Source organism: Streptomyces sp. NPDC048424 (assembly GCF_040651555.1).
GTDB lineage: Bacteria > Actinomycetota > Actinomycetes > Streptomycetales > Streptomycetaceae > Streptomyces.
Genome location: NZ_JBEZKE010000005.1, coordinates 344,467 through 371,072 on the forward strand (window position 1 = coordinate 344,467; position 26,606 = coordinate 371,072).

A 26,606-nucleotide genomic window follows, 5' to 3' on the forward strand; every position below is an offset into this window, starting at 1 on the left:
GGCCACCTACACCCGCCCGCTGAGAACATATGCGGTCCGGTTGATCGAACCGGACTCCAACAACTGCCCGACAGCGGGCACCTACTACGTACTCGCCGAATATTCCACCCAGGCTACGTCCGCGCTGAAGGCTTTGCCAGGACCAATGCTGACTTTGGTGACAGCTCGTCAGTTAGTCGGAGGTCTTCCGGCGGTCTCGAAGGAACCGTGGACGGGGTCCTCGAGCTCGGCGCAGCAGGCTGTACGGAGCGTAGTCGTCAAAGGGTTCGTCGGATGGTCTGGACGCGGCAGGGGGGCGGGGGGCAGCGAGGCTGCGCTCTGGGGCCCAGCATGATGCCAAGGGCTGTCCCGTAACTGATCTTTGGCACGAGAGTGGTCGGCTGAGATCGGATCCTGGGTCCCACCCTTGGAAGAGGCGTCGACCTCGGTTCACCCCTGTGACCGCACGACACAGCAGTGGATGGCAGGGGCCGTCCTCCCGGCAACGTGCGGATCCACCCGCCCGGGGAGATGAGCGGGGCCCCTGTTATCGTGCGCCGATGTCAACGATCAAGCAGTTCCAAGTGACCTTCGACTGCGCGGAACCTGCGCGCCTCGCCGCCTTCTGGTGCGAGGTGCTGGGGTACGTCGTACCGGCAGTCCCGGAGGGCTTTGCCACGTGGGAGGAGTACCACCACTCGCTGCCGCCTGAGGACGAGGTCTACTTCGCGTGCACTGATCCCTCGGGTGTGGGCCCGCGCGTGCTCTTCCAGCGAGTTCCCGAAGGCAAGGTCGTCAAGAACCGGGTGCATCTTGATGTGCGGGTCGGCACAGGGCTCGTGGGTGACGAGCGCCTGGCCACACTCGAGGCCGAATGCGCACGGCTGACGGCGCTCGGCGCGAAACACGTGCTGACGCAGCGCGCCGACGGCGTCAACGAGTCGTGCATCACGATGCAGGACATCGAGGGCAACGAGTTCTGCCTCGCCTGATTCTCCTCCGAGACTGCGAGGGGGAGCCGTCTCGCGGGGCCTCTCAGGTCTCGTATGCGGCAGAAGCCATCCCGTGAGAGCGAGGTGTGCAGTCGGGCGATGCCGAGCATCTCTTCGCCCGGGGGGGGCATGAGGAGGCCGGTGCCCGGACAGCCGCCGTCGGCGATCGTGAGGGTCCCGCCCACGGCGGCCTTCGCGCCAGACTCCTCCCGTGCCCGGCAGTCGTTGCGATTGCCGGGCAAAGGCTCACCGACCACGACGACCAGGCGGGTATCCGCGTCAATGACGACCTGGTGGTTGGTGGAGTACCGGTGGTTCTTCGGCTGTTCAGCGATGCTGTGGTCCCGGGTAGGCACCAGGGTGCCGTCGACGACCGGCACGGTGTCCTTGGCGAACCGGCGCCGAGGCTGGAATGCGATGAGCGGGCCGAGCTGGTCGATCACGGGACAACCCTTAGCCGTAGGGATCCCTCGGGTAACCCCCTGATGGCGAAACGATTTTGGTGCTCCGCGTCTCGACCGAATGCTGAAGATGATCACTCGGAGGGATGGTTTCCCTGGTCAGAGGTGCGGGGAGCGGCCGAGGGCATGGTGTGAGGATGCCGTGCGGCAGGGAGCGGCCGGGTCCGCGGACCTCCCTGCCCGTCCCGGATCACCGCGCGTGCGTGCGGTGGTTCCATGACTACGCAAGGAGTCGACCAAGTATGTCCAACACCGTCGTTGACATCTGGGGGCCTGCCTCCCCGCAGGCCCGTTCCTCCTTTCCTCCCGCGCCGGACGCGCACGCCGAGTGGCCGCTGGAGGGCGGCACGGCCTGGGTGTACTACAGCCCGCTGAACCGCCGGCAGCTCATTCGGCCCGTCATCCTCTCCGACGGCTTCTCGGGTGGATCGACCAACCTGGACCAGCTCTGGCACGGGCTGGAGGAGAACGGCAACTACCGCTTCATCAGTGAACTGCACAGCGCCGGCCGCGATGTGATCATCCTCGGCTACCACGACCGGACCGCCCCGATGACGGCCAACGCCGAGACCGCGATCGAGTGCATCCGCCGGGCCATCGCCGAGCGGGTGGGTGACGCGAAGCTGGCCGTGGGCGGCTTCAGCATGGGCGGGCTCATCACCCGCTACGCGCTGGCCAGGATGGAGAAGGACCCCGCCCTCCCGGACCACGAGACCGCCACCTACCTCTCCTACGACACTCCTCACCACGGGGCGTGGTTCCCGGTCTCCCTCCAGGCCTTCACCCACTACGCGACGGACCAGTGGGGGGACAACCCCACGCTGGGCCCCGTGCTGCGCCAGCTGTCCGGGCTGCTCAACAGCCCGGCGGCGAAGGAGTTGGCGCGGTGGCACATCGGCAAGGCCGACGCCGAGCCGGAGCAGGCACCGGAGCGGCTGGCGTTCCTCCGCAAGCTCGACGAAGTCGGGGGATGGCCGCGGACCGTCCGCAAGATCGGTGTCGCCAACGGCGTGAAGACCGGTGTCGGAAACGGCGCCGAGGCCGGCTCGATCGCGGTGCGGGGCGACGGTGACACGCTGCAGGACACCTGGCTGAAGATCCAGGCCCAGGGCGAGCAGATCGTCGCCAGGCTGCAGAAGGCCGGCGACGAGCCGATCACGGTGCGCACCAGCGGGCTGCCCGACATCGACGGCGCTCCCGGCGGCCTGTTCACCATGCAGTCCCCGGTCGGCGACACCGGAAGCTTCGGCCTCGCCGCGCTCCTCATGACCCTTCTCGGCAACGTGGTCGACCCGGACGTCACCACCACGTCCTGCTTCATCCCCGCCATCAGCGCCGTCGCGTCCGGCGACATCAACGACCCGAAGGCGCTGTACCGCCCGATCGCCGCGGGCGACAGTGAGCTCGACGCCTTCCACTGCGCCGGCCGCAACGAGGGCCACACCACCATGACCGAAGAACTCGGGGCGTGGCTCGTGAACGAGATCGTGGCCGAGTGACCAGCGGGGTGGGCGGGGCTGGCCCGACGGCCGTCCCGCCCGCCCCCTCAACTCGCCCCGGGACGCCGCGGGTTTCGCCGACAACCTCGCGCTGGCGATTCTCTGCTAGGCATACGGCATGGACATCCCGACCGCTGTCCTGCCGTACGTGAACTCCGCCTTGGCGGCGCCCCCCGCATACCGGCGGAGCCTCGCTGAACTTCGTGAGATGGGTGTTCTGATGGGCAGCCACGAGCCGCACCACCCCAAGGCGGGCGGGGGAGCGGATCGTTTCTGCTGGGAGGAAGGCCTTGACCTGATTGCTCCCTTCGTCTCTCGTCCCGGAGATGCCATCGCGCCCCGGTGCGCGCCGGCCGTCGGCACGTACAGGATCCGGACGCCGTCCTCGCGGTGTTCACGGATCGCGCCGTGCTTCGAGGGGACGCCGATCTCGGGATTCCTGGAGATGGCCACCAGCGCGGGATCCAGCCGGAGGCGCTCGGCCTCCGTCATCTTCTCGATCTGCTCCTGCGCCACGTCGTAGAAGACGATGCGGGCGCGCTTCGGGGCGTGCCGCCCCATCAGGCGACGTTCGAGGTGGGAGCGGCGTCGTCGAGCGGGGGCTGGCCGAGGTTCTCGCGCAGGTCCTCCCAGGCGGTGACGCGGTCCAGGTCGACACCCTCGCCGACCAGTCGCTCCAGGACGTAGGCGATCTTCGGGTCGCAGTCAGCCATTTCCCGCGTCGGCCCGCAGGGCCTCCTGCTCGGCCGGGTCGAAGACGATCCGCATCACGGCCTCCAAGTGATAGATACTGCAACGAGGCCAGCGCAGGAGCAGTCGGCCGGAAGCGGGAAGGTGAAGAGGATGCGGGAGCCTGAGCGCGCGGGGCACGCGGCAGCCGGCGGCCGGCAAGGAACCGCACCCGAGACTGATGCGGCACCGAGGCCGGCGAGCCGTGCAACCTGTTCTGCCTGCCCGACTCCTCGAACGACTGACACGCCCCGTCGGCGGGGCGCCACGAGCGCCCCGCCCCCCCTTGCTGGAGGAGAAGATGATCCGCGCCGGACGCCTGAAGTACGTCCAGAGCATGTCCGACCTGGCCGACGCGCTCGGCAAGAAGCTCGTCACCGTCCGAAACCAGAAGCCGTATGCGGCGGAAGGCCACCCCGCGCCGATCAGCTCGCCCACCTCCCGGGCCCAGCTCTGGGATTCGGAGCAGACCAAGGCCTACTACGCCGGCCAGCCCATCCCCGAGCTGCCCCAGGTCGACGACGACGAGGACCTCCTGGACCGCCACGAGGCCGCTGAACTCCTCGGCATCGCCCCCGTGACCTGGAACACCTACAAGAGGGACCCGGACCTGGCCGCCGGCGTCGCCCTCGTGCCCGAGGGCCCCAAGGGAACCGAGCACTGGCCCCGCCGCCTGGTCCTCGAGTACAAGAACAACCGCCCGGGCCGCGGCGCCGGCGGCGGCCGCCGGGAAGGCAGCGGCGACATGATCCCCCGCGACGAGATCCTGCCGCGGATCGCCGAGCTCTTGGACGCCGACCCGGCCGTCACGGTCGAGGCCGTCTCCGACACCCTGGGCATCACCAAGTTCCCCACCGCACAGTCCGGCCTGGCCACCCTGCGCGGCCGGCGGATCGCCGACCTCGTCGAGGCACAGCCCGACCTCGACCCGAAGGCCGCCGCCATCCAGCTGGGCTACCCCACCGCCACCCACCGCGGCGCGATCACGATCGCCGAGCGCGAGCTGCGCGCCCGCAGCGCCCAGCCGTACCTGCAGCACACCGCCGACTTCCTGGCCGCGGCCGGCATCGCCCAGGAGGCCCAGGTGGAGATGCGCCAGCCCGACGGAGAACACCTCGCCGCCGCCGTTCCGCTCGACACCGGCCAGCCGGCGCCGGCCCTGGTGTGGGACTCGCGCTTCGGTTGGCGGACCGCCACCAGCCGGCGCCACCCGATCGGGAAGAGCGCGGACACGGCACCCGAAGGGGAGGGCATCCGGTACCTGGGCACCGGGCTGAAGCCCGACCCTGAAGAGCTGCTCGCCGCCCTGCGCGATCAGCGCCGTGGCACCAAGCGCCCCAAGGCGACCACGGACGGGCACATCAGCGGCGAGGAGTGAGGAGGAGCTGCGAACCGGTCCCGCGTCGGGTACACACCTGACATGAGCCCTAGCGCGATCAAACGCCTCACCGTCAACCGGGGCGAGGAGCTGGCCACCACCTCATAGACAAGGCCGTCCATGCAACGGCGACCAGATGTCCCTCGAGTCCCGCCTGGCCGACGTCATAGACGTCGAGGTGGTCCCCGGCACCTCCGCGTCCGATCTGACCTACGCCATGAAGACCCACCTGGACTTCGTCATCGCCGATGAGGAGTCGCTGCCTCGCTTCGCCATCGAGATCGACGGCTCCAGCCGCTGAGCAAATGATCGCGCCCGGTCCAATGACGAGCGGAAAGACCGCCTGTGCCGGGAGGCGGGCCTGCCGCTGATCCGCGTGGGAAGCAACTTCGCCCGCAAGGAAGGAAGGTGGACGGTCCTCGAATACTTGATCTCCAACTTCTACACCTGGCAGGCTTCCGAGGCCGCCCAGGAGCGAGGCGAGCTTCCCGAGGACTTCTTCTTCAGCCCGTTCCTCATGATGCGCCCGGAGAGCAAGCCCAGCGAATACCTCTTCGACACTCTCGACGCGGACGCGCGCCATTGCGAATGAATCAGTCGCACATTCCTCAACAATTGAATCGGCAACCTTCCTGCCGACAGGCCAAGTTGACGAGGAGGCGCTTTACTGAAGATAGAACTGCTTGGCAATGGAGCCCAAGGAGGCCAGCAGACATGAGCCGTTCATCTCGCAAGCGCAGGCGGGCCCTTGTGGTCATGTCTGCCACATTTCTTATGGCGGCCACCACCGCGCTGGGAAGCCCCGCGCACTCGGCCCTCCAAAAAGAGCCGACTGCGACGCTAGTCAGCAACATCACCTATGAGATCCTGAATAAGGAAGATTTCGGCAAAAACAAACACTGCAGCCGCGGCGATTATTCCAGGGAGACGGTCCGATACCTCTCCCGAGATTTCTCCTTCTCCCGAACGTGCCCCACGGAGATTAGGGTAGAAATTGACTACCGGGCCCGCCTCAACAGCGATCGTTCCATCACCATAAAAGACGGTCACGTAAAGTTCTTCGAGGGTGCGAGCGTGTTCACGAACGACCAGGATGGCGGTCTCGACTTCGGCTTCATCGGCGACACCCCGACCATCATTCCGATGGGGCAATCGCGAACTAGGTCCTTCTACGTCGAAAACAACGACGAGGGAGAACCCGACGATCACGCCACAGTGACTGTCACTTGGACGAACATCAAGAACAACCAACTACGCAGAATTGGGTGAATCGGCCCCTGCGCACGCCAACTCGCAGGCCTCAAGGCGACTTTCGCCCCGTTACAACATCACTGGAAAACTTGCTTCACACAGTTGCTCGATCAGAGGAGACGGCCTGGCGGCCCACCGGCGGCCCACGACCTCGGCACGGCCCCTGGTCGGTGGTTCCGCCGCAGGTCACGGTCCCCCTGTGAGCCTTTCGCCGTGACCTTGGCTCCGGGGTAGCGCCCTTCCAGTTCCTTGACCAGGGCCTGCACCCGGCGGATCATTTCGCCGGGGCTGTCCGCCTGCAGCGGCGGCAGGGGCGGCAGTTCCTTGCCGTCGGACCATCGGCCCTCGACGATCAGGTCGGGGCCGATCCGCTCCCCGCGCTCCTCGACTTCGCGTGCCGTCTGCTCCGGCGGTGACGTCCGTGTCACCTTCAGGGTCAGCGTTCGGCCCGCGTACGGTCCTTCCCGGACGGGCTCCGGCAGTGCGGGGCGTGCCCGGCGGGGTTCGAGGGGGTGGCGGCCGATCGGCCACTGCCGCGGCGCGTGCAGTTCGGATTCGTAGGCCGGGAGGTACGGCCGGCCCGTCTCGGGGTTCACCGTCTTGCGGGCCCGCTCGATCCAGCGCTCCAGCTTGCGGGAGTACTCCGTCCGCTTCCCCTCGTCGATTACCGGGAGCGCGTAGACCTCCGAGATGGCGCGCCTGGGGGAGAGCCCGAGGTGGCGCGCGTGGTCGTACATCGTGGCGATCGTCGCGGCCCGCAGCTGCGGGCCGTTCGGCCTCTTCTTGTGGGGCGTGGGAAAGCCGAGCGAGAGCAGCCAGATCGAGCTGCGGGGCGCTTCTCGGCATGCCTCCGCCGCTCCCCGGATCCGCGTGACCAGCTCGGCGTCGTCGCACGGCCTTCGGGCGTTGCTCCGAGTCCCTGGTGGTGCAATGTCACGGATCTCCCGCGCGCTCCAGGTCGGCCAGTAGATGTCGGCCTCGACCACCCACCCCGGCCATCCGTAGAGGCCTCCGAGGACGATGCCCTCCGTCGTGAGCGACATCTCGGTGTTCTCGAACCGCATCTCTCCCGCCACGCGGCCACTATCCCAAGATCCTGCCGACGCCGAGCCGGGCCGACCGGAAACACCCCCGATTTTGTCGGCCTGGATCCGCAGGTGATCGCGGCGAGCCTGTGCTCATGACGAACAACTGCTCCTGCACTCCGCCTTCGAGCGGCGGTACCAACCCGGTCCTGCCCCTCCTCGTCCTGGTTCTCGTCCTCGTCGTTCTCGCCATCGGAGCCGGTCTGCTCTACGTGACGTTGGCGCACCCCGCTCTGGCCGTACCGCTCACCGTCGCGGTCGGTGGCGTGGCCCTCATCATCACCATCATGGGGGTCGTCGTCGGCTTCATCTCCGCCTCCCGCAGGTAGTCGGACGCGTGCGATGTTCGCACAGGCGGCCGGACGGAGGAGTGCCCGGCCGGGCCTGGCCTCCGAGCGATCCCGGCGGCGCCCGGACGTCCTGGGCCGCCGTCGTGCGGGCGGTCAGAGACAGGCACGGTGCCCCTGATCGGCGCACAGAGGACTTCGAGGGGAACCGCACGTCAACCGGTCTGCCGGTAACTGGCTGCCGGCCCCACCGTGCCGGACCCGAAACGGGCGTTGAGCAGGTCGATGGGCTTCTCCGCCCGCAGCCGGCGCTCCCGGCCCAGGTCGAAGGAGAGCTGCTCGGCGACGGCGGTTGCGTCCACCAGCTGCTCGCAGCGCAGCGCGATGCCGCGCACCCGGGCCCGCTGGAAGCCGAGCGCCCGGTACATCTCGTACGCGATGTCGCGGAGGTCCTCGGTGTGCGCCGTCGGGCCGCCGGGCAGCTGGCGGCTGCGGTGGACCTGGGAGCGGTCGGCCAAGGTGACGGTCATCGTGACCGCCTTGGCCGCCTGCCGCCGGGTCCGCAGTCGGTCGCCGAGCTCGACCGCCAGCGACAGCAGAGCGGCACGGACCGCCTCGGGGGACTGCTCCTGGGCGCGGCCGATGCCGTAAAGTTCCCCGACCGGCCGGTGGTGCAGGAAGGCGTCAGGTGCTCCGGCTCGGAACCGACGGCGACCACGCCGCAGCGTTCGGCGTCCCGGGATGCCATCGCGGCCACCGACCAGGTCGGCCCGACGCCGACAGGTGCCACGTCCACGGGGCAGCGCAGCTGCAGGATCGGGGAGCCGGCGCCCACCGGATCCCCCTGCTCGTCGTCCACGGCGACACCTTTGTTCGAACGGGCGCGTCCCCCGGCTCGGCGTACGCCTCATTTGACCTCGTGGATCGGTTCCCTGGTCGTCCGGCCGTGGCTGGTGGAGTCCCGCCAGCCGTCGACGTGCCGATGTCCGTCCTGGCCGGTGCGCTCCACGGTGTGCGTGCGTGAGGTCACATGGCCGTGGTCCTTGTACGTGTAGTCCCTGGTGACCGTGCCGTCGGCCTTGTGGTGCTCGCTCAGGCCTCCGCTACGGACGACGTCGCCGTGGGCGTTCTTGTGCACTTCCTTCACCGTCTGTCCGTCCTTGCTCGGCGTGACCGTTTTCTCCTCACTGCCCCTCACGGTCCCCTCGCCGGACGGCGACCTGGCCCAGGCCATCGGTGTCCTCGCCCGCGCCCACCAGGACGCGATCTGGAACCGGCAGCAGCTCGCCAACCAGCTTTCACGGAATGGGGCACCCGGGCCGCTGGCCTGCGCGCGGATTCCACACACGTCGTGTCCCTGGAATTCCGGGTCTGACACGGCAGAATTCCAAGGCTGCTATAAACCGTATTCGTGTGCCGACGCAGGGTTGTCGTTACAAAGGCGCACTTGCTGTCACCGTGCTGGCGAACACCACCGGAAGGCGCACGGATCGAGTGGATTGGCACAGTGCCCGTGTACCTCTCTCCGACGCGGGCGGGTGGGCCGGCGGGGTGTTCTTCGACAGGCAGCCGTCTTATCCTCGCGGGCATGCCTTACGAGGAGGAAGGACGGTGTCCGGCCGACGTACTGCGCGCGGCCTACGGTGCCTTCGACGCCGTCGTCACGACCATCACAGATGAGCGCTCGTGGCTGTCGACCGGCTGCGCCGGATGGTCTGTGCGCGACCTGGTCTTCCACTGCCTGAGTGACGCGCAGCGCGGCCTGGTGGCGCTGCACACGCCTGCCGGACGGACGCCGGACCGGGACGCGGTCACCTACTGGGAGGATTGGCGCCCGGACGCCGTAGGCGCGGCCAACGGCCGGAGGTTCACTCGGGTCGTCGCCAGCATGTTCTTGCACGTCGACCAGCTGTGCGAGCTGTATTCGCAGACGGTAGCCGCAGTGGTTGACGCCGCGGCCGGTGCCGCGCCCGACCAGTACGTTGCCACCCAGGGCCACGTACTGAGTGCCGGTGATCTGATCCGCACGCTCGCCGTCGAGGCGACGATCCACCATCTTGACCTCGTCGTGTCGCTTCCCGGTGCACCAGGACCCTCGGCAGAAGGGCTCGGTCAAACGCGCCGTACGCTGGACGGGCTACTCGGCCACCCGGTGCCGGTGCCGTGGGACGACGCGCAGTACGCGCGCGTGGCGACAGGACGCGCGTCGTTGTCCGGTAGCGACCGAGAGCGCTTGGGTGTGGATGCCGCCCGATTTCCCCTGTTCGCATAGCCACCAGCCCGCAGCCGGAGAGGTCACCGCCGTGATCAAGTGGCCGGGACGAAAGAAGGCAAAGAAGGGGCCGCATGTCTCGTCGGTGACAACCAGCTTGCTCCACGCGCCCCAACGGCCAGCTCACCCCGCCCCGAGGGTGACAACTTTCGCGCTTCGGTTCAGCAGCGCCACGCCTGGATGCGAGCTGTCCGGGTGGGACCCCGCCTCGTCCGAGCGCGTCAACGGCAGACCCTACGGGGAAGAGGGTTGAAATAAGAAGCTGTTGTCGTACCAATCGTGGTGGACGTCGGTTCGAGTGCGGCGACTCTGTCGGGTGATCTCTCGCTTGTGCGCGCATGAAGGCAGGGCCTCCGGTTCAGCTCCTGGTTGTCGAAGCCGGAGCGCACCAGGAGGTCCTGTTGTTGCAGTCTTACGGTCTCGTGTGGGTGGAGTCCAACTGGGCTGCCCCATCGTGTGATTGCCTCGCTCACAGGTTCGGGAACGCAGGTGATCGCCCTGGACGTGCACCGCGCTAACTGTCGGACATGACGGACGCGGAATGGGCCCTCTTGCGCGGCCTGGTCCGCGAGGAGGCCGGCCGCGATCCGGAGCCGACCGCGGCGGTGATCGAAGCGCAGTCACTGCGGGCGGCGGCCACCCGCGGCTACGACGGGGCCAAGAAGGTGCCGGGGCGCAAGCGGCACATCGTGGTCGACTGCCTGGGGCTGTTGCTGGCCGGGATGGTCACCGCGGCGAACGTGACCGACAGGGACGCCGTGATGCCGCTGCTGGAACGTGTCCGGGCCTGCTGCCGCAGGATCGTCCTGGTGTGGGCCGGCGGCGGTACGCGGGTCGTCTGGTCGGCTGGGCGAAGCAGCAACTGGGGCTCGCTCTGGCGATCGTCAAGCGCAGCGACGACGCCTCGGGGTTCGTGGTGTTGCCCAGACGCTGGGTGGTGGAACGCACGCTGAGTTGGCTGATGCTCTCGCGGCGCCTGGTGCGCGACTACGAGACGCTGCCCCGCCGCGCATGAGCAGATGGTGCTGTGGTCGATGACGATGTTCATGAGCCGCCGGCTGGCCCGGCGGCGAGCGTGAACCGTCCCGAGGTGGGTTCGGGCCTTCACCCGTGAAGGCCCGAACCCACGATCGAGGGCGTCATACAGCACGATCTGGTTCGCGGAACGGTTGAGGATCCGCAGCACGTGATGCCCACGTGGCGTCCCGGCTCCCCCTGGACACATACGCGCCGAATACAGAGGTGTCGAGATCCTTGAGGGACTCCAGTACCAGGGTGGCAATCGCAAAGCGAGGATCGCAGCGATCAGCGGCCTCGGGAACGGCGACGACGGTCATCTGGGCTGACACGCCAGCGAGGACGCCGTTGAGCGAGTCCTCGATCGCAATGCATTCGTCGGGTGACGCGCCGAGGGCGGCGGCTGCGCGGAGATAGGCGCCCGGGTGGGGTTTGCCGTGTTCGTCGTCTTCGGCCGAAAACACGGCATCGAAAGATCGGTCAAGGCCGGTGCTCGCGAGCGCATGCCGAATCACCGACTCCGGCGAAGATGACACGACGGCCATCGCCCTCGATGCACGCGCGCACGCCGCGACGGCGTGTTCGGCGCCGGGTTTCAGCGCCACTCCCTCCAACCTACGGCACACGGCGGCCACGATCTGCTGCTCGACGTCGTCGGGGTCGGCTTGAATGGTGGCCCGATCGAACCAGTAGGCCACCATGTCCCTTTGCCGCAGCCCGCGCGTCGCCGCCTGCATCTCCGTTGTGAGGTGCAGGCCAAGCGGACCGAACACTTCACGCTTTGCCGCGTCCCAGATCGGCTCGGAGTCGATCAAAAGGCCGTCTAGGTCGAATAGGACAATCGGTTGCATCGGTTGCTCTTTCGTTGGCGGTCACGCGAGGACGAGACCGAGTCGCTGCCCCGCCGTGCATGAGCAGATGGTGCTGTGGTCGATGACGATGTTCATGAGCCGCCGGCTGGCCCGGCGGCGAGCGTGAACCGTCCCGGGGTGGGCTCGTCGGCCCAGCCCCGGTCGGCCAGCCGCTTCATCTTCGATCGAAATCCTTCCACACTTGCCGGAACCGGCTCCAGTCCGAGTGCAGCAGTGATCTCCTGACAGGACGTCACTGGCTTTCCGCCGGATGCTTGTTCGGTGAGCGTCGCGAGGATGCGCTGGTAGTGAGGAGCGAGCGCGTCCATGGAAAGCGCGGGACGCCACACCGGGACGATCGAGCCCGATCGCGCGGCCCTCGGTAGGGGAACCTCGGCGGGCGCGTTCGTCACGGGCCCCGACCCGGAAGACTCACCGGCTCCCGGGCCAACTTCACCTGCCTGTCCGGGCCGCGGCCCGGACAGAACCTCGCCAACGCGCTGCCGGGCGATCAGCCACTCGTGCCGTCTCCGCTTCGGCGAGCTCAGCGAGTACCCGGTCCGCCACCAACCGAAGCTCCCCCACGCGCTCACGCGCGGCCGGCTCCCGGTCCTCCAGGAGACCCACCACCGACGCCATCCCGGCACCTCCACCAACGAGACAACCCAACGGCCCGAGCATGCCTCGCCATGCCGGCATCATGCCTGAACTGTGGAAACCCGCCGATCAAGTTCGGTACGACAACGGCTTCTAAGAGCAGACCGCTGTTCCTGCCTCTCGCCAACATTCTTCGGCGCAGCCCGCAGTCGTTCCCTGAACCCGGCGACAACCGTTCCTGCCTCTGAGGCTCTGGCTCAACTTTTGTGGAGCAGTTACGCTCCGTGCTACCGCCACCCCGTTCACCAGACCCGCGCCCCAGATGGATCCCTCCCGTCCCGGGATCACCGCAGGCGCATTCCGGCCCCACAACCTCAGCTGTGTGTTTGTCGCGAGAGGATGGGGTGGTGATCCGCCACGACCCCGAGATACAGGCCCTGTACCGCCGCTACTGCCTGCCCGAGCGTCGCTATCTGAAGCTCGGCGGAGCGGTACTTCGTATGTCGCGCGAGGAGTACGAACCGTTCATTCATGCCCTGGCCGCTGATGCGAAGGCTGTTTCCGACGCCGAGCTCACCATCCTCTTCGAAGGCAGCTGGCGCGAGCGGCGGACCGCGGCATGGCTCGCCGCCGTCTCGCGCCGTGACCACTTCCGCGAGCGCCTGGGCGCACTGCTGTTGGAGAGCGAGGTCTGCTGCGCGGGTGGGGCCTACTGTGTGGCGCTGGCGAGTTTCGGCACTGCACGAGACGCCGACCTGCTCGCCGCTTACCTGGATCGCTACCTGCGTCGGCCCGACCTCGCCTACGACCAGCCCACGGCCATGGGCGCCCTCGCTTACACCGACTCCGTCCTGCACGAGGACCGGGCCAGCCTTTTCCTCCAGGAGGGCGGCCTGTGGCCGCAGTGGTTCCAAGACGCGCCCCACATGCACGGCGATGACGGCATCTCCAACGACCTGGGCGGCATCCGCCTCGCCTGCGCCGTCATCGAGGAAGGCGCCGACATCTGACCTCATTGGCTTTCACATCAGGCTCTGACACAAGGCCTGTGACGCGGCCGCTCTGCGTCACGCCAGTAGGACCCGCTTGCGGAGAAGGTGGAAGCCTGCCCGCCCGAACATCTGGCGCTTGAGCATCTTGATCCGGTTGACGTGGCCTCGACGACGCCCGAGTTCCAAGGAGTGGAGAGCCCCGCGACGACCGCGGCCAGATCGCGTTCGAGGCCGTTGGCGAAGCTGTGCAGGCCGGGTAGGTCATCAGCACGAACAGCCGCGATCCACTCCTGGGTGAGGTGGCCTTCGCAATCGGGTGAGCATTTGTCCGAAGGAGCGAACGTGCCCGGCGACTCGGCCCTTGCTGTGCCCACCGACCCACAGACGCCCAGGCACCCCGGTCACCGCCGGACTCGACGAAGCTGGTGCCTGGTCAGGGCGCGGGGGCAGGTGTGACGCGGTGGAGGTATTCGTCGTACTGGCAGCCGGCGTCGGGATCGCCGCCGGTCGGACACATCACGGGATCATCCACGTCGCCGAAGAGGAAGACTGGAACCCTGCAGTCGGGACCGGGGAACGTGAGCTGCAGGTAGGAATCGCGATCGACCGGTTCGTCCAGCTCCGAACCGAAGTGCCAGCTGCCGGCGGACAGGTGCGCGCTGTCGCCGCAGTGCTCTGCCGCTGACAACAGGGCAACGTCGTCGCCGGTGAAACTTCCATTCTCGTGGAAGTTCAAGACCGTCCCCTCCCTGCTGCGCCACTGCCCCGCCAGCTGGTCGGCCGAGAGCCCCACGGCGTGGTACGCCGCAGAGTTGCAGGCAACCGTCACCGCGCCCAGGGCCGCCATCAGCCCGGCACGCCACCAACCCGTGTATCCCACAGCAACTCCACCCCAACAGCCAGGCCCGCATCCACATTCTCATCATATTTGAACACGCTCAAATATGTGGTGTGCGTCCGGGCCCAGCCGCGCTGCTCATCACCCGACCTACATGGCCCGGACGCGAACCTAACTGATCGTTTCAGAATGACTCCGGCCGAGACCAGCACTCCTGTTGGCACTTGTGCAGCTGAGTTGGCACCTTGACCCATGGTCTTGTGCATGGGGCCTGATCCGGACCGGTCGGAACGTAGGAGTGTACGGATGGGCGTGGATGTGGAGCGGGAGTGCTGGGAGCTGCGGTCGGGAGCCGGTGTGGGTCCTTTGCGGTTCGGGATGTCTCCAGCCGAGGTCGCCCAGGCACTTTTGGCGCGCCCGCGCCCGGCGCGCCGGCCGAACTCCTCGCCCAGCTGCGCGCCGACCACCGCGCGGAGGGTGGGTGCCGGCGTTCGAGCAGGAGTGGGCGCAGGCGCTGGAGGAGTCGCGGCGGACGTTCCCCTTGAACGCCTTGTACGAGGTCGTCTACGTCTGGCAAGCCCGGCTCGTCTCCGCCCCGGCGGTCGACGCGTTCGTGGCCTCCGGGTTCGACGAGGCCGGGTTCGTGGACGTGGCCGAGCTCCGTGGCCGGCGGCGCCGGTGAGCCTGCAGCCGTACGCGGTCCGCCTCTCGACACCGGCCGCGAAGGTCCTCGCCGAACGCTCGGGCCCGGGGCTCCGATGACCTCGACCTGCGCGCGATCGTCGCCGAGGGACTGCAGGAGATCTACTTCAAGGACGGCGGAACCCGAGCCGACCAGCTTCGGGTCGAGTTCACCGACATCGGCTGCTTCGACGTCTCCTTCTGAACCCTGTCGCCTGTCCGGATGGGACACAGGAAGCACAATCGTTGCCATATGGAGGAGAAAGAAGCAGGACAAGCCCGATCGCACCCCGTCCGAGCGGTTCACCGCGCCGCTGATGAAGAACATGCCAGAAGCCGGGGACTTCAGCTATGAGGCGATCCAGAAGCCGGGAAACCCCGTGCCGATGCTCGTGACGAACGATGGGGACGAGTTGCTCGAGTGCCCCATGCCGAGCTTCGCGCCGTCCCTCGCCGGGCTTCCGCGCGACCACGCCCCAACGGCTGAGCATCTGGCGACGCAACCGAGCTGACCGAGACCGCGCCCCTGTGCTTAGCCTCGGGCCGCGAGGCCGTCCCGAGGCGCATCCCGGACTCAGGGGTTTACGTGGAAGGCTGAGCCTCGGCCTTCCACGACACAGACGCTATCAGCACGGGTGTGGACGTCCCGGCGGCTTCGAAGATCCGGGCCGGAGGAGCGGTCGTAGGGCTCCTAGAAGGGTTCGGCGGTCCGCAGGACGTACTGCGGCAGGTAGGGGGACTCCACGCGGTTGGCCCAGCCGCGGCGGCGGGCGTGGCAGGCCAGGGCGAGGACGTCGAGGTTGACCGAGACTTCGGGGCCGTCGGCGCGGTCGGCGACCTGGTAGTAGGCGCGATGGGCTTCGAGCGCGTCGGCCAGGGCGAGGTTGAAGCTCTCCTCGTCGCCCTCCACGAACTGCGACAGCAGCACGGCCGGCGGCATCGCGAAGCCCCAGTCCTTGGCCTTCTCGGCCTCCTGCAGCGCCCGCTGCGCGGCCGCTTCGGGCTCGGCGCCCGTCAGGTAGGCATGGAGTGCCTTCCGGTACGAGGTGAACGCGGATCCGTCCGGGCCGGCGAAGGTGGGGCCGGTGAGGACCAGGGGAGCGAGGTCCTCGCGCACGCCGGTGATCAGGGCGAAGGCGACGGCCATCTGCCAGTACCCGGCACCGGCTTCCCTGCCCCGCTTGGCGGGGTAGCGCAGGGTGCGCCCGCCGATGGACACCTCGACCTCGGTGTCCGGCTCCGCCAGCGCGACGCGGAACAGGGCCGCCCCCATCTGAGAAGCCAGCCGAAGAGTGGCGAGCTGGGCGTCCGCAACGTCGCCGGGATTTCCCGCCCGCCACTGGAACAGGCGCTTCTGGTCCTCCAGCACGCTGCCCAGATGCCAGACGGCGAGGGGCTTGCCGTCGACGGGAGTGAACGCTTCGCGGAGGTGTTCCTCGTACATGGCCTCGATCCGCTGGATCCCATCCCGCTCGCAGTCCGGCCGTTCCACGACCAGCGGGCCCGCGGCGAGCGCGGCGACAGCGTCCGGCCGCCGGTGGTGGCCGAACCCCGCGACTCGAGGTCCCTGCGTCTCGAAGCCGGTGACCAGCGCGTGCGGGAGGTAGTCACTGCTGACAGCCGGCGCCCAGCCCAGCGTGCGGTACGCGATCGCGGCCAGGGCGAGAGGCACGAGCGGGAGCAGGCTGCTCGGGGAGGTCGTCGAGCAGTGCAGGGCGGCGTGCCTGGTCAGGAGGCCGGCCAGCGCCGCATCGAAAGCATCCCGGTCCTCGGCAGCCAGCGCGCGCAGGGCCTGCAGCGCCGCGCTGTCCGGCCGGTCCAGGAGAGGCTCGCCGGTCTCCCCGACGCGGGTCCGGATCCGCTCCAGAGCCGCGTCGACGGCAGCCAGCTTGGCCTGCGCACTCGGCGGGTACTCCCCGTCGCCGGCGTCGTCCAGGACCACGGCCGTCATTCCCGTGGCGAGCTCGCCGATGGGCGTTCCCTTCGCCTGCTCGGCGAACTTCCGCCGGGCGAAGGTGAATTGCTCCCCGTGCCACTTCGTCTTGTCCCGGAGCACCGACAGGCACAGCGCGTCGATCCACTCCACCGGTGTGACGCTCTCCTCGGGGGCGTCGTCACCGGGGTCGTAGCTCATGCCGAAGTTCACGTACTCCAGGAAGACGTTGAACGTGCAGTGCGGGTGGTACGCGGCGTAGGCGACGGCGCCGGCCGCGGCTTCGGAGGCGTCCTTAAGGGCGGCCTTCGCCTCCGCGGTGTCGAGGTCGGGTGTCTCGACGGACAGGGCGCCGAGGTAGTCGAGGAACTCGTCCGCGATCGACTGCCATTCGTAGGTGGCCATCCGGCCGGCCCTCGACATGGAGTGCACCTGACGCCCGATGCGGTTCGTGAAGTCCTCGCGCGCTGCCGACACGGCGGCCCCGCCCACCTGGTGACGCTCTATTCGCACTGCCCAGCTCCTTGATCGAATCTCTGCGACAGCCTAGGTGCGGACTCTGACAGGCCGGCGACATGATCACGGCCCTGTGCCGTGCCGTGCCGCGTCGCCCCGGGAGCCCAGCGCGGTGTGCAGGCGGGCGGGGCGCGAAGGGCGTAGGAGTGGAGAGTGCACTCGCGCGTATGCGCGGATCGCCGTATGGCCGTCGATATGGCCCCTGTCCTCCCGACGCTGCCACGAAGTGACAAGTAGCTCTCTGCAGCGCATCCGGGGTGGCTTGTCCGGGTTTTCGATCTTTCCGGATTCGAGGAGCCGCTCGGCGACGTTGGTCCGGTCACGAAGACCGGAGGGAGCGCGGAGTGCGGCAGGAGTGGGAGCCGGAGGACTTGATCGAGGTCTGGACGCTGTTTGGAGGAGGACCAGGAGCGGCTTCGGAGCAAGTCGGGGGCGGCGAACCGGCTGGGTTTCGCGCTGTCGCTGAAGTTCTTCGACTTCCGAAGAACTGCCGAGGAACACGGAACGGACCGGGGCGCCCCATACGTTGAGCAGGGCGGGGCCACGCCGTGCGCACCCGACGAGCACCGAAGGGATCGGGGGACGCGTGCCGCAACAGAGCCGCTCCGCGCGCCTGGCCGCGTCCGCGCTGACCCTCGTCGTCACCGTCCTCGCGCTGTTCGTCCCGGTGGCCGGGGCGCAGGGCATGCCCATGCCCGCCGACAGGCCGCTCGCCCACCACTCGGTGGCGGGGCACGCCGGACAAGGGGCAGGACCGGACGACGACCCGGCGCGGCATGTCGCGGTCACGCACCGACCTGACGCCCACATCCCGGGCCCGCAGCCTGCGGGCCCCGCGCGTACGGCCGTCGACACGGCCCCGCGCCGCCCCCTGGGCGGGCCCGACACGGGCCCCGCCACCGCACTCGCGCCGCCGCGCAGGCCGGCCGAGTCCGCCGCCCCGCGCGGCCCGCCCCACCGATGAGCACGCAGACCGTCATCGACGCCTGACCCTTCTGACCCGGCGCACACCGCGCGGGGCCGGTCACGCGTCCCTCCGTCCTGCCCTCATCGTGGAGTACGCATGTCTCGCGCACCCTTGTCCCGCCCACCCTTGTGGAGGGCGATCGTCGCGCTGGCAGCCGTCGCGCTGTCCCTCTACATCGCCCTCACCCAATCCGCCCGCCTCGGCCTCGATCTGCGCGGCGGCACCCAGATCGTCCTGGAGACCCGGGACTCACCCACCGTCAAGGCCGACGCCGCATCCACCGACCGCGCTCTGGAGGTCCTCAGGCAGCGCGTCGACGCCCTCGGCGTCTCCGAACCCGGCATCGCCCGCTCCGGCGAGAAACGGATCATCGTCGAACTGCCCGGAGTGCAGGACCCGCGCAAGGCCGCCGAGGTCATCGGCCGCACCGCACAGCTCACGGTCCACCCGGTGACGGGGGCGACGGCCGACAAGGGCTCCGCGCAGCCCGAGGCCGACGGATCGCGCACCCTGCCCGACCCGGACCGGCCGGGCAGCTACCTGAAGCTGGGCCCCACCGCCCTCACCGGCGAGGGGGTCGAGGACGCCGAGGCGGTCCTGGACCAGCAGTCGCTCAGCGGCTGGATGGTCTCCCTCGACTTCCGCAAGGGCGCGGGCGACACCTGGGCGAAGATCACCTCGGACGCGGCCTGTGCGCCTCAGGGCGCTCCGGAACGCCGTGTCGTCATCACCCTCGACAACAAGATCATCTCGGCGCCCGGCGTCACCGCGGACGTGGTGTGCGGGACCGGTATCACCGGCGGCTCCACGCAGATCAGCGGCGGCTTCGGCCGGGCCGAGGCGCGCGAGCTGGCAGCGCTCGTGAAGGGCGGCGCGCTGCCGGTGCCCCTCGACGTCGTGGAGCAGCGCACGGTCGGCCCGACGCTCGGCGCCGACGCGATCGAGGCGAGCACCAAGGCCGCGCTCATCGGCATCGCCCTGACCGCACTGTTCATCACCGTCGTCTACCGGCTCCTTGGTGCGCTCGCCGCCTTGGCCCTCGCGCTGTACGGCCTCATCTCGTACGCCGCTCTGGTGGCGCTCGGCGCGACGCTCACGCTGCCCGGGCTCGCCGGGTTCGTCCTGGCGATCGGCATGGCGGTGGACGCGAACGTCCTGGTCTTCGAACGGGCCAGGGAGGAGTACCTGGGCGTCCGTACCAAGGACTTGGCGAAGCCGGTGAGGACCGGCTTCGCCAAGGCGTGGAGCGCGGTGATCGACTCGAACGTGACGACGCTGCTCGCCGCGGGATTGCTGTTCTTCTTCGCCACGGGCCCGGTCAAGGGCTTCGGGGTCACCCTGTGCATCGGCGTCCTGGCATCGATGCTCACGGCGCTCGTGATCACCCGCGCGCTCGCGGACTTCGCCGTCGCCCGCAGCTTCGTACGCAAGCGTCCCGGTCTGACGGGCATCGCCTCGACGGGCCGGGTCCGCACATGGCTGTCCCGCCGCAACCCGAACCTGGTCCGCCACCGTCGCCGCTGGCTCGGCGCGAGCGCACTCCTGGTGGCGGTGGCCGTCGCAGGAATCCTCATCCGCGGCCTGGACTTCGGCGTGGAGTTCACCGGCGGCCGCCTCGTCGAGTACAGCACCAGCAGGTCCGTCGACGCGGACACGGCCCGGAACGCCGTGTCCGACGCGGGGTTCCCGCGCGCGGTGGTGCAGGAGTCCGGCGACGGCGACATCACCGTACGCACGGAGAAGCTCACCGACGACGAACAGCAGCGCGTCAAGGCGGCCTTGGAGGAGCCCGGCGGAACCGTCACGGTGGAGCGTGACGAACAGATCGGCCCGAGCCTCGGCAGCGAACTACGCCAGAAGGCGCTCCTGGCCCTGGGCATCGCGGTGGCCGCCCAGCTGATCTACCTCAGCGTGCGGTTCCGCTGGACCCTGGCGGCAGCGGCAGTCTCTGCGATGGTCCACGACGTCCTCCTCGTGGTGGGCCTGTTCGCCTGGCTGGGCAGGCCGGTGGACAGCGTCTTCCTGGCGGCGCTGCTCACAGTGATCGGCTACTCCGTGAACGACACGGTGGTCGTCTTCGACCGCGTCCGCGAAGCGCGCCGCCGAGACCCCCGAGGCGACCTGGAGAAAACGGCCAACCACGCGGTGGTCCAGACACTCCCGCGCACGGTGAACACGGGTATGGGTGCCCTGTTCATCCTGACCGCACTGGCGGTACTGGGCGGCGACTCGCTGGCGGACTTCTCCGTGGCGCTGATCGCGGGCGTCCTGGTCGGCATCGCCTCGACCATCTTCACCGCGGTCCCGATCGCGATCGCCCTGGAACACCGCAACCCGACGCCCCCACCGGCACGGGACCGTCGTGCCGCGAAGGAAGTCCCGTACGGGTACGGCCCGTTGGAGGTTCGGAGGAAGAAGGAGAGGGGGACGGGGGCGGTCGTCTGAGCCCGCGAGGACCGTCCTGAGGCCGAGGGCAGCCTCCATCACGCGCCGACAGGGCCTCCATGGAGCTCCGACAACCGCGGCCACGCTCCGTGGAGGCCCGGTCGGCACGATGCCCGGGGAAGCGGCACCTCCGTCACCATCATGACTTTCGGCCACGGGATGTTACGCGTTCGCTTCCGGATTTCCTCATCAGAGGGTGTTGGCGGGTTATTGAAGGGCCGTGGTTTTTGGGGGAGTTGTTGAGGTTCCTGGGACCCGATCCGATGGTTTCGGGCTGATCCTCAGAAAACGATGGTGGGCTCAAACGGTCGATGCACCACCTCGTAGATGATCACGCCGTCATGGAGGTGCACGTGCGTGACTACGGGTTTTCGGCGGTCCAGCAGGACGAGATCTGGCGCCGGTGGCGTGAGGGGCGAATCCTTCAACTCGATGGGGCGGGCTCTGGGCCCTCCGATGCACCGCATCCGTGCTTTTCTTGCCCAGTCAGGCGGAGTTCGCACTGGTCCGCAGAGGCGGTCCGGCCGTCACCTGACGCCTGCTGACCGAGAGGTCTCGCCGTCGTTTGCCCAGCTGCCGGCGCTGAGAGCCATCGTCGAGGAGAAGCTCCGCCTGCACTGGTCGCCCGGCCGCCTGCCCCGACTCGACACGGCAGTCGAGCACGTCCGCACCTTCGCTGTCCTGATGCACGAGCGGCGCGGGCAGGACGTCCTCGACTGGATCGAGCAGGTCCACAACAGCGACCTGCCGTCATTGCAGCGGTTCGCCACCGTGACCTCCTCCACGACCAGGACGCCGTCGTCGCCGGTCTCTCCTCAACCTGGAGTTCAGGACAGGTCGAAGGACAGGTCACCCGCGTCAAGCTGATCAAGCGAGCCGGATACGGCCGAGCCAAACTCGACCTCCTCCGAACCCGGATCCTCCTCAGAACCTGAACCCAGCATCATCGCAAGATCAGCGACAGAGACCGTTCATCCGTACCTGCCTGAGCACTCCAACAAGTAGGCCGGCAGGAGCAGGACGAGCATGATGGGGACGGCCTTACTGCGCAGTTGTTGTGTGGTGTCGCCGAGGCGGTATTTCTGGTCGGCGGGCAGTGACAGGGCGACGGATCCGGCTTCGCCGCCGATGCCGACGGAGACGGCGGAGCAGCACCATTGGGCCCCGTATTCGAAGGTGTCTGATCTCGGTTACCAGGTCCGGGCGGACCAAATCCACGTATCGGACGTCCTTGCTGCCCCATGCCGCCGCGAACCGCACCCCTGCCAGGGGTGTCCGGGGTCGGCGGCGGCCAAGTGCGCGGCGACCTGACGGGCCTGCTCCAGGCGCAGCACAACCGTGCGGCCGACGGCCGAGGATGCGGAGCTGGGGACGGGGCACGAGTCCGGCGATCAGCCAGCTCTGCCACGACACCTACCGGTAGGCCGCCGGTGGGAGGCTCTCTGACTGCTGCAGGGAATCGGCCGGAGGGGCCCGCCCGGATCCACGCGAAGATTCGCCGGCGGAAGGCCGCGCGAGCCCCGCACGCGCGGAGAGCAGGGCCCGATGTGCCCTTGGCCCTGGCCCGACGAAGGACTTGTCCAGGGCTGTCGGTACCGTGCCCGCCAGGTCTACCGTGGGCAAGGACGGTCAGGGGTGCGGGGATCGAAGGGGTGGGTGGCGTGGAGGCGGAGCTGGTGGGTCTGGCGACCTCGGGGGCGACGGCGCTGGTCGGGCTGATGGTCACGGACGCCTGGTCCGGGGTCCGCGACCGCGTTTCCCGGTTTCTGACCCGGAGCACCACCCCCGGCGGCGGTGACGGCGGAGTCCAGGCCGTGGTGGCCGGGGAACTGGAGGCCTCCCGGACGGAACTCGCCGCGGCTCGCACGGATGGTGACGATGCGCTCACGGCCGACATCGAAGCCCAATGGCGGATCCGGCTGCGACGCCTGCTGCTCCAAGACCCGGCCGCGGCCGATGAACTCAGGTCCCTGCTCGCCGAGCTAGCCCCGGCCGAGGACAGGGGCGGGCGTACCGTGGGGGACATCGACCTCCGGGGCGCCACCGGTGTTCAGTTCGGCGACCACAGCACCCAGCACATCTACTAGCCGACGCCCGACCCGCCAATCGGCTGCCGTACCACGCAAACAGCCCGGTCGGCCCGCCCTCGGATAGGCAGCCGAAGGAGCATGATCAGCGTCTGGTCGGCCGGCCGCGTGCGAGCGTGAACCGGCCGGTCCGGGTGGTACCCGTCCCGCGACCACCGGAACGTGGGTGCGGGATCTTTCGCTTCCGAGGGGGATGAGTGGCTGATCTACGAGGTGCCAAGGGTGTGCAGTTCGGTGACGGGGGAACCCAGCACATCGTGACCCATGTGACCGTCGAGCATGCCGAGCAGGTGGTACAGCACGCACCGGCGCCGGTGTCGGTGGCGGGGACGCTGCCGCGGGACGTCACCGGGTTCACCGGTCGCGAAGACGAACTCGAACGCCTGACCCGGACGGCGGGGCTGGGTGAGCTGGTGGTGATCCACACCGTGGATGGCATGCCCGGCATCGGGAAGACCGCCCTCGCAACGAGGGCCGCACACCTGCTCGCCCCCCGCTTTCCCGACGGGCAGCACTTCATCCGCCTCCACGCCCACTCCCTGGGCCAAAGCCCCTCCGACCCCTCCGATGCGCTCGCGGCGCTGCTGGCCAGCCGTGGGATCGCGCCCCAGGCCATTCCTGCGGGCCTGGACGAGCGGGCAGCGATGTGGCGCGACCACGCCGCCACGAAGAAACTCCTCCTCGTCCTCGACGACGCCTCCGGCACCGACCAGATCGAACCCCTCCTTCCCGCCAGCCCCGGATGCCTCGTGCTGGTCACCAGCCGACGCCGCCTCATCGCCCTCGACGGAGCCGACCCCATGCCCCTCGACACCCTCCCGCCCGACCAGGCCGCCCTCCTCTTCACCCGCCTCGCAGGCCGTACCCCTGCCCCGGGCGAGGACGAGGCCGTGGAGGAGACGGTGCGGCTGTGCGGGTACCTGCCGCTCGCGATCGCGCTCCTCGCGGGCCGGCTCGCCCACCACCCCACCTGGACCATCACCCAATTCGCCGCCGAATTCACCGCCGCCCAAGACCGGCTCGGGGAACTCGAAGCCGGGAACCGGGCCGTCACCGCCGCCTTCGACCTCTCCTACCAAGACCTCCCACCCCAACGTCAACGCCTCTTCACCCGCCTCGGCATCCACCCCGGCGACGACATCGACGCCTACGCTGCTGCCGCCCTCGACAACATCCCCCTCAACCAAGCCCGCCGAGAACTACGCGCCCTCTACACCGACCACCTGATCGACGAACCCGCCCCCGGCCGCTACCGCCTCCACGACCTCATCCACGCCTACGCTCGAACCAACGCCGCCTCAGACCCAGGCCGGCACGACGCCGAACAGCGGCTCCTCGACTACTACCAACACACCAGCCTCCACGCCGACACCCTTACCTCCAGCTACACCCGTCCCCAGACCCCGACCCTCACCACGCCAGCCCCACACGCCGCCCCGACACTCGCTACCCAGGCAGACGGCATGGCTTGGCTCAGGACCGAACGCGCCAACCTCATCGCCGCCATCACCCACGTCAAGACCACACGCCAGCACAACCGGACCATCGTCCTCACAGTCGGCGTCACCGCCCTTCTCCGCCAGGACGGGCCCTGGGGCCAAGCTGCCGCTCTCCACCGTGAAGCCGCCACCACGGCAAACCAACACACCCACCCCCTCGACCAGGCCAACGCCCTCAACGGGCTGGGGGTCGTGTGGCGACTGCGGGGCGACTACGACAACGCCACCACCCACCTGGAACTGGCCCTCGCTCTCTACCGCGAAATCGGCAACCGCCTCGGAGAAGCCAACACCCTCAACGACCTCGGGATCCTGTGGCGGCTGCGGGGCGACTACGACAAGGCCACCACCCACCTGGAACAGGGCCTCACTCTCCACCGCGAGATCGGCAACCGGCTCGGAGAAGCCGCTGCCCTCAACGACCTGGGGACCGTGTGGCGGCTGCGGGGCGACTACGACAACGCCACCACGCACCAGGAACAGGGCCTCACTCTCCACCGCGAGATCGGCAACCGGCTCGGAGAAGCCGCTGCCCTCAACGACCTCGGGATCCTGTGGCGGCTGCGGGGCGACTACGACAACGCCACCACCCACCTGGAACAGGGCCTCACCCTCCACCGCGAAATCGGCCACCGCTATGGAGAAGCCAATGCCCTCAACGACCTCGGGATCCTGTGGCGGCTGCGGGGCGACTACGACAATGCCACCACCCACCTGGAACAGGGCCTCACCCTCCACCGCGACATCGGCCACCGCTATGGAGAAGCCAATGCCCTCTACATCCTGGGGATCGTGTGGCGGCTGCGGGGCGACTACGACAATGCCACCACCCACCTGGAACAGGGCCTCGCCCTCTACCGCGAAATCGGCAACCGGCTCGGAGAAGCCAACACCCTCAACGAACTCGGGATCCTGTGGCGGCTGCGGGGCGACTACGACAATGCCACCACCCATCAGGAACAGGCCCTCACCCTCCACCGCGACATCGGCCACCGCCTCGGAGAAGCCAACACCCTCAAGAACCTGGGGACCGTGTGGCGACTGCGGGGCGACTACGACAATGCCACCACCCACCAGGAACAGGCCCTCACCCTCCACCGCGACATCGGCCACCGCCTCGGAGAAGCCAACACTCTCAACGAACTCGGGACCCTGTGGCGGCTGCGGGGCGACTACGACAATGCCACCACCCACCTGGAACAGGCCCTCACCCTCCACCGCGACATCGGCCACCGCAACGGTGAGGCGGAGGTTCTCAATGAGCTGGGACAAGTATTCACGGAGGCACGAGGCCCTGCCGCGGCCATGAGCGTGTATGAGGAAGCACTGAAGATCGCGAGGGCGCTCTCGCTGCCTCTGGAGGGGGCGCAGGCTCTGGAAGGTATCGCGCGCTGTCACGCCAAGACGGGGAACCCGGAGGCGGCCCTGGCCGGACTCCGGGAAGCCTTGACGGTCTACCGGAGACTCGGCGTTCCCGAAGAGAGGGATGCTGCCGGCTTGCTGGCGGAGCTGGAAGGCGAGAGCCTGCCGGGCCAGCCTGTGTGATCTGCCGGTTTTGGCGCGGGGGCCTGACAGATACCGGGACTGACCAGCCCTCACGCCCGACACGCTCCGGTCCTTCGCAAGCTGCTGGCGCGCGTCGCAGAGGCTCTGGGCGGCCGGACCGGAGCCCGCCTGGCCCGACGGATGGGAATGGCGGTGGCTAAAGACACCCTGTTAGGGCTTCTGCGAGCCTCTGACCTCGAGGAACCCGGCACGGTGCGGGTCCTGGGGGTGGACGAGTACGAACTCGCCCCGGCCCGGCGGTGCATGTCGTCGGCGATGTGTGGGGGCCGGCTGCCGACCCTCCCCTCTCGTGGCCGGGGAGATCCGCGCGGACCAGTGGTCGGATGCCGATGGGGCGGGGCTGGCGCGGACGACCGGGCACTACGCTGCACGCGTGATCGAGCATTCGAACGTACGCCTCGCTGACCTTCTCGACCGCCGTGCGGACGGGCATGAGCCCGAGCCGGAGGCTGTGCTCGCCGCGCTGTTCGAGGGCGGGGTGTCCATTCCCGTCACCGACACCGGATCGGTGATGATCCTCCCCGACGACGAGCAGCCGCCCACGCTGCTCGGGTTCACCGACGCGGCGATCGGCGCGCACCTGCTCCCTGCGGCCGCCGGGATGGTGCACTGCGATGCGGCCCGGCTGAGGGACATCTTGGAGAAGACCGGCGTCGCCGTACTCGGGGTCCGCTCCGGAAACGG

General features: G+C 68.8%; 24 protein-coding genes and 5 pseudogenes. 19 read left to right on the forward strand and 10 right to left on the reverse strand.

Features of this window, described 5'->3' with window-relative positions; genetic code table 11:
- Window positions 1-539 precede the first annotated feature (539 nt).
- A complete protein-coding gene (locus tag AB0D29_RS10275; protein WP_362853092.1) occupies window positions 540-971 on the forward strand; it encodes a VOC family protein in 432 nt (143 codons plus the stop codon).
- A gap of 125 nt (window positions 972-1,096) precedes the next feature.
- Here AB0D29_RS10275 and AB0D29_RS10280 read toward each other — a convergent pair.
- Window positions 1,097-1,414, reverse strand: a pseudogene (locus tag AB0D29_RS10280) (transposase); the annotation flags it as partial.
- 260 nt (window positions 1,415-1,674) lie between these two features.
- On the opposite strand from AB0D29_RS10280, the gene AB0D29_RS10285 reads away from it, so the two are divergent.
- Together AB0D29_RS10285 and AB0D29_RS10290 are read left to right on the forward strand one after the other, a co-directional pair.
- Window positions 1,675-2,931: a hypothetical protein gene (locus AB0D29_RS10285; protein WP_362853093.1), complete on the forward strand. Its 1,257-nt coding sequence runs from the start codon at window positions 1,675-1,677 to the stop codon at window positions 2,929-2,931.
- 64 nt (window positions 2,932-2,995) lie between these two features.
- Window positions 2,996-3,253: pseudogene (locus AB0D29_RS10290) on the forward strand (flavoprotein); the annotation flags it as partial.
- Between the two features lie 238 nt (window positions 3,254-3,491).
- Here the strand turns inward: AB0D29_RS10290 and AB0D29_RS10295 are convergent.
- On the reverse strand, window positions 3,492-3,644 hold the full coding sequence (locus AB0D29_RS10295; RefSeq protein ID WP_362853094.1) for a hypothetical protein: 153 nt from the start codon (window positions 3,642-3,644) through the stop codon (window positions 3,492-3,494).
- 317 nt (window positions 3,645-3,961) lie between these two features.
- Between AB0D29_RS10295 and AB0D29_RS10300 the strand changes: the two genes are divergently transcribed.
- The 4 genes from AB0D29_RS10300 (at window position 3,962) to AB0D29_RS10315 (ending at window position 6,307) form a co-directional block, all read left to right on the forward strand.
- Window positions 3,962-5,038: a hypothetical protein gene (locus AB0D29_RS10300; protein WP_362853095.1), complete on the forward strand. Its 1,077-nt coding sequence runs from the start codon at window positions 3,962-3,964 to the stop codon at window positions 5,036-5,038.
- A 136-nt stretch (window positions 5,039-5,174) separates the two neighbouring features.
- Window positions 5,175-5,339: a hypothetical protein gene (locus tag AB0D29_RS10305; RefSeq protein ID WP_362853096.1), complete on the forward strand. Its 165-nt coding sequence runs from the start codon at window positions 5,175-5,177 to the stop codon at window positions 5,337-5,339.
- A 75-nt stretch (window positions 5,340-5,414) separates the two neighbouring features.
- Window positions 5,415-5,630: a hypothetical protein gene (locus tag AB0D29_RS10310; protein ID WP_362853097.1), complete on the forward strand. Its 216-nt coding sequence runs from the start codon at window positions 5,415-5,417 to the stop codon at window positions 5,628-5,630.
- 122 nt (window positions 5,631-5,752) lie between these two features.
- Window positions 5,753-6,307, forward strand: a complete 555-nt coding sequence (locus AB0D29_RS10315; RefSeq protein WP_362853098.1) for a hypothetical protein — start codon at window positions 5,753-5,755, stop codon at window positions 6,305-6,307.
- A gap of 92 nt (window positions 6,308-6,399) precedes the next feature.
- On the opposite strand, the gene AB0D29_RS10320 is transcribed toward AB0D29_RS10315, so the two are convergent.
- On the reverse strand, window positions 6,400-7,365 hold the full coding sequence (locus tag AB0D29_RS10320; RefSeq protein ID WP_362853099.1) for a hypothetical protein: 966 nt from the start codon (window positions 7,363-7,365) through the stop codon (window positions 6,400-6,402).
- 104 nt (window positions 7,366-7,469) lie between these two features.
- On the opposite strand from AB0D29_RS10320, the gene AB0D29_RS10325 reads away from it, so the two are divergent.
- Window positions 7,470-7,703, forward strand: coding sequence for a hypothetical protein (locus AB0D29_RS10325; protein WP_362853100.1), 234 nt, complete (start codon window positions 7,470-7,472; stop codon window positions 7,701-7,703).
- Between the two features lie 173 nt (window positions 7,704-7,876).
- Here AB0D29_RS10325 and AB0D29_RS10330 read toward each other — a convergent pair whose 3' ends face one another.
- Window positions 7,877-8,572: a hypothetical protein gene (locus AB0D29_RS10330; RefSeq protein WP_362853101.1), complete on the reverse strand. Its 696-nt coding sequence runs from the start codon at window positions 8,570-8,572 to the stop codon at window positions 7,877-7,879.
- On the reverse strand, window positions 8,569-8,808 hold the full coding sequence (locus AB0D29_RS10335; protein WP_362853102.1) for a hypothetical protein: 240 nt from the start codon (window positions 8,806-8,808) through the stop codon (window positions 8,569-8,571). Before AB0D29_RS10335 ends, AB0D29_RS10330 begins: the two co-directional genes overlap by 4 nt.
- A 441-nt stretch (window positions 8,809-9,249) precedes the next feature.
- On the opposite strand from AB0D29_RS10335, the gene AB0D29_RS10340 reads away from it, so the two are divergent.
- A complete protein-coding gene (locus AB0D29_RS10340) occupies window positions 9,250-9,933 on the forward strand; it encodes a maleylpyruvate isomerase N-terminal domain-containing protein (protein WP_362853103.1) in 684 nt (227 codons plus the stop codon).
- 527 nt (window positions 9,934-10,460) lie between these two features.
- Window positions 10,461-10,886 (forward strand): transposase, encoded by a 426-nt coding sequence (locus AB0D29_RS10345; protein WP_362853104.1) that lies wholly within the window; start codon window positions 10,461-10,463, stop codon window positions 10,884-10,886.
- Between the two features lie 186 nt (window positions 10,887-11,072).
- On the opposite strand, the gene AB0D29_RS10350 is transcribed toward AB0D29_RS10345, so the two are convergent.
- Window positions 11,073-11,801, reverse strand: a complete 729-nt coding sequence (locus AB0D29_RS10350) for an HAD-IA family hydrolase (RefSeq protein WP_362853105.1) — start codon at window positions 11,799-11,801, stop codon at window positions 11,073-11,075.
- A gap of 92 nt (window positions 11,802-11,893) precedes the next feature.
- Window positions 11,894-12,130: a hypothetical protein gene (locus AB0D29_RS10355; protein ID WP_362853106.1), complete on the reverse strand. Its 237-nt coding sequence runs from the start codon at window positions 12,128-12,130 to the stop codon at window positions 11,894-11,896.
- A gap of 675 nt (window positions 12,131-12,805) precedes the next feature.
- Between AB0D29_RS10355 and AB0D29_RS10360 the strand changes: the two genes are divergently transcribed.
- Entirely contained in the window at window positions 12,806-13,408 is a 603-nt protein-coding gene (locus AB0D29_RS10360) for a DUF6000 family protein (protein ID WP_327135385.1), read from the forward strand.
- Window positions 13,409-13,465: 57 nt separating this feature from the next.
- Here the strand turns inward: AB0D29_RS10360 and AB0D29_RS10365 are convergent.
- Window positions 13,466-13,632: pseudogene (locus AB0D29_RS10365) on the reverse strand (ISL3 family transposase); the annotation flags it as partial.
- Window positions 13,633-13,823: 191 nt separating this feature from the next.
- On the reverse strand, window positions 13,824-14,270 hold the full coding sequence (locus tag AB0D29_RS10370; RefSeq protein WP_362853107.1) for a hypothetical protein: 447 nt from the start codon (window positions 14,268-14,270) through the stop codon (window positions 13,824-13,826).
- 371 nt (window positions 14,271-14,641) lie between these two features.
- Here AB0D29_RS10370 and AB0D29_RS10375 point away from each other — a divergent pair.
- From AB0D29_RS10375 to AB0D29_RS10385, 3 genes and pseudogenes are all read left to right on the forward strand, one after another.
- Window positions 14,642-14,910, forward strand: a pseudogene (locus AB0D29_RS10375) (DUF6247 family protein); the annotation flags it as partial.
- Window positions 14,911-14,967: 57 nt separating this feature from the next.
- Window positions 14,968-15,114 (forward strand): annotated as a pseudogene (locus AB0D29_RS10380) (XRE family transcriptional regulator); the annotation flags it as partial.
- A 112-nt stretch (window positions 15,115-15,226) separates the two neighbouring features.
- A complete protein-coding gene (locus AB0D29_RS10385; RefSeq protein ID WP_362853108.1) occupies window positions 15,227-15,421 on the forward strand; it encodes a hypothetical protein in 195 nt (64 codons plus the stop codon).
- A 179-nt stretch (window positions 15,422-15,600) separates the two neighbouring features.
- Here the strand turns inward: AB0D29_RS10385 and AB0D29_RS10390 are convergent, their stop codons facing one another.
- Window positions 15,601-17,334 (reverse strand): Imm49 family immunity protein, encoded by a 1,734-nt coding sequence (locus AB0D29_RS10390; RefSeq protein WP_362853128.1) that lies wholly within the window; start codon window positions 17,332-17,334, stop codon window positions 15,601-15,603.
- Between the two features lie 610 nt (window positions 17,335-17,944).
- Between AB0D29_RS10390 and AB0D29_RS10395 the strand changes: the two genes are divergently transcribed.
- From AB0D29_RS10395 to AB0D29_RS10415, 5 genes are all read left to right on the forward strand, one after another.
- Window positions 17,945-18,322 (forward strand): hypothetical protein, encoded by a 378-nt coding sequence (locus tag AB0D29_RS10395; RefSeq protein WP_362853109.1) that lies wholly within the window; start codon window positions 17,945-17,947, stop codon window positions 18,320-18,322.
- A 99-nt stretch (window positions 18,323-18,421) separates the two neighbouring features.
- Window positions 18,422-20,770, forward strand: a complete 2,349-nt coding sequence (gene secD / locus AB0D29_RS10400; protein ID WP_362853110.1) for a protein translocase subunit SecD — start codon at window positions 18,422-18,424, stop codon at window positions 20,768-20,770.
- Between the two features lie 1,661 nt (window positions 20,771-22,431).
- Window positions 22,432-22,857: a hypothetical protein gene (locus AB0D29_RS10405; protein ID WP_362853111.1), complete on the forward strand. Its 426-nt coding sequence runs from the start codon at window positions 22,432-22,434 to the stop codon at window positions 22,855-22,857.
- Between the two features lie 266 nt (window positions 22,858-23,123).
- Window positions 23,124-25,901, forward strand: a complete 2,778-nt coding sequence (locus AB0D29_RS10410) for a tetratricopeptide repeat protein (protein ID WP_362853112.1) — start codon at window positions 23,124-23,126, stop codon at window positions 25,899-25,901.
- 394 nt (window positions 25,902-26,295) lie between these two features.
- Window positions 26,296-26,606: hypothetical protein (locus AB0D29_RS10415; RefSeq protein ID WP_362853113.1), on the forward strand; the 311-nt coding region annotated here is incomplete at its 3' end.

Excerpts from the sequence above, each read along its gene's own strand:
- AB0D29_RS10295 (WP_362853094.1), bottom strand. The coding sequence starts at position 3,644 with ATGGCTGACTGCGACCCGAAGATCGCCTACGTCCTGGAGCGACTGGTC.
- AB0D29_RS10285 (WP_362853093.1), top strand. The coding sequence starts at position 1,675 with ATGTCCAACACCGTCGTTGACATCTGGGGGCCTGCCTCCCCGCAGGCC.
- AB0D29_RS10340 (WP_362853103.1), top strand. The coding sequence starts at position 9,250 with ATGCCTTACGAGGAGGAAGGACGGTGTCCGGCCGACGTACTGCGCGCG.
- AB0D29_RS10325 (WP_362853100.1), top strand. The coding sequence starts at position 7,470 with ATGACGAACAACTGCTCCTGCACTCCGCCTTCGAGCGGCGGTACCAAC.
- AB0D29_RS10275 (WP_362853092.1), top strand. The coding sequence starts at position 540 with ATGTCAACGATCAAGCAGTTCCAAGTGACCTTCGACTGCGCGGAACCT.
- AB0D29_RS10305 (WP_362853096.1), top strand. The coding sequence starts at position 5,175 with ATGTCCCTCGAGTCCCGCCTGGCCGACGTCATAGACGTCGAGGTGGTC.
- secD (WP_362853110.1), top strand. The coding sequence starts at position 18,422 with ATGTCTCGCGCACCCTTGTCCCGCCCACCCTTGTGGAGGGCGATCGTC.
- AB0D29_RS10355 (WP_362853106.1), bottom strand. The coding sequence starts at position 12,130 with ATGGACGCGCTCGCTCCTCACTACCAGCGCATCCTCGCGACGCTCACC.
- AB0D29_RS10300 (WP_362853095.1), top strand. The coding sequence starts at position 3,962 with ATGATCCGCGCCGGACGCCTGAAGTACGTCCAGAGCATGTCCGACCTG.
- AB0D29_RS10315 (WP_362853098.1), top strand. The coding sequence starts at position 5,753 with ATGAGCCGTTCATCTCGCAAGCGCAGGCGGGCCCTTGTGGTCATGTCT.
- AB0D29_RS10350 (WP_362853105.1), bottom strand. The coding sequence starts at position 11,801 with ATGCAACCGATTGTCCTATTCGACCTAGACGGCCTTTTGATCGACTCC.
- AB0D29_RS10345 (WP_362853104.1), top strand. The coding sequence starts at position 10,461 with ATGACGGACGCGGAATGGGCCCTCTTGCGCGGCCTGGTCCGCGAGGAG.
- AB0D29_RS10385 (WP_362853108.1), top strand. The coding sequence starts at position 15,227 with ATGAAGAACATGCCAGAAGCCGGGGACTTCAGCTATGAGGCGATCCAG.
- AB0D29_RS10330 (WP_362853101.1), bottom strand. The coding sequence starts at position 8,572 with ATGAGGCGTACGCCGAGCCGGGGGACGCGCCCGTTCGAACAAAGGTGT.